Origin of the sequence: Capnocytophaga sp. oral taxon 863 str. F0517, assembly GCF_000466425.1 — a bacterium.
GTDB lineage: Bacteria > Bacteroidota > Bacteroidia > Flavobacteriales > Flavobacteriaceae > Capnocytophaga.
The window spans coordinates 732-1,895 of the sequence record NZ_KE992090.1; the positions used below are offsets into that span (position 1 = coordinate 732).

Consider the following 1,164-nt stretch of genomic DNA (forward strand, 5'->3'; position numbering starts at 1 on the left):
GAGTCTTTTATCATTGAAGCTGTTTAAACTTTTTCTCATAATAAAATAAAAGTTCCCAAAAATTAGTAATTTTGTGTTTGAGAAAAAACACCAAAATTCAGGAACTTTGGGCAAAGATACAATAAATAAATGGATTATTTCCTTTTTAAGTGTAGGAAAAAGAGGATTTAAAAGTAATTTTGATTTAGCTTCAATATTTTTATTGATTCTCAAGAGGTTAAAAACAGGGGTGCAATGGAGAGAACTTCCAATAGGCGCATTTGTGCCTCGTAGGGGTCTTGTTTGCTCTTTCCTACGAGCTCAGCTTTAAGGCTTTCAATTTCCTCTTTAAGGCGGTCTTGCTCGGCGGTTTTATCGTCCTCATAGAAGCTACTGAGCGAACAATGAATATCGCGATACTGCTGCATAGAGGAAGCAATCGCATTGTCCCCTGATGCGCTCCCCTGCTACCTGCAAGGCTGTTAGGATATGCCTCAGCGGGGAGCGGTTGGGCAGCGGTGGTAAAGTTAGTAGTGGCGGCTTAAAAAGAAAAACAGCAAGCGCGGGGCTTACTGTTTTTTTAATTGATTTGGTATTCTTAGGAGAATTATACTGATAATTTATTTTTCAGTTGGGCTATACCAGCGAATGGGCATATCCCAATAGAAAGATTTAAAGACTTCTTGCATTTTCACTAAATTAAAATAACCATCGTCCTCTTTTTTAAACGCAAAGAGGTAACCTGAGTAACGAGGTCCATCAAAAGAAAATTCAAAATAGAAAAAATTATTTCTATAGAGTGCGTTTGTATCCTCATCAATATAGTTAATGCATTTTCCTCTACATTTAACAATAACTTGAACATCATTTGCTAACCAACTGTTTTCTTTTTTTAGAAACGAGATGAGAACATTTTCTGTAAGGTCTCCATCTTTATCTTTAAGGAAGTCAGAGTGGAGTACGACATTTGCTCTTAACTTATTATTATACTTTGACAGCACAAATGTTTTATAAAAACCATTTTCTTTGGGGAAATTTCTCAAGTGTTCTTTAGACAATTTCTGAGCAAAAGATAACGTGCTTATTAGAATGAAACAAATACTAATTATTTTTGTGAAATTTATCATATCCTATAGCTTCCTTAACTTTGAAGCTGTTTAAACTTTTTCCTATAATAAAATAAAA

Annotated in this window: 3 protein-coding genes; all 3 read right to left on the bottom strand. The window is 34.5% G+C overall.

Annotation, left to right across the window (positions count from 1 at the left end; genetic code table 11):
* A partial coding sequence (locus HMPREF1551_RS14130) for a hypothetical protein (RefSeq protein WP_021627351.1) occupies positions 1-213 on the bottom strand: 213 nt, incomplete at its 3' end.
* Positions 210-407 carry a hypothetical protein gene (locus tag HMPREF1551_RS13810; RefSeq protein WP_021627352.1) on the bottom strand — a complete coding sequence of 66 codons (198 nt, stop codon included), beginning with the start codon at positions 405-407 and terminating at the stop codon, positions 210-212. The genes HMPREF1551_RS13810 and HMPREF1551_RS14130, both read right to left, overlap by 4 nt.
* 192 nt (positions 408-599) lie before the next feature.
* A complete protein-coding gene (locus HMPREF1551_RS02045) occupies positions 600-1,037 on the bottom strand; it encodes a hypothetical protein (protein ID WP_155851600.1) in 438 nt (145 codons plus the stop codon).
* Positions 1,038-1,164 lie beyond the last annotated feature (127 nt).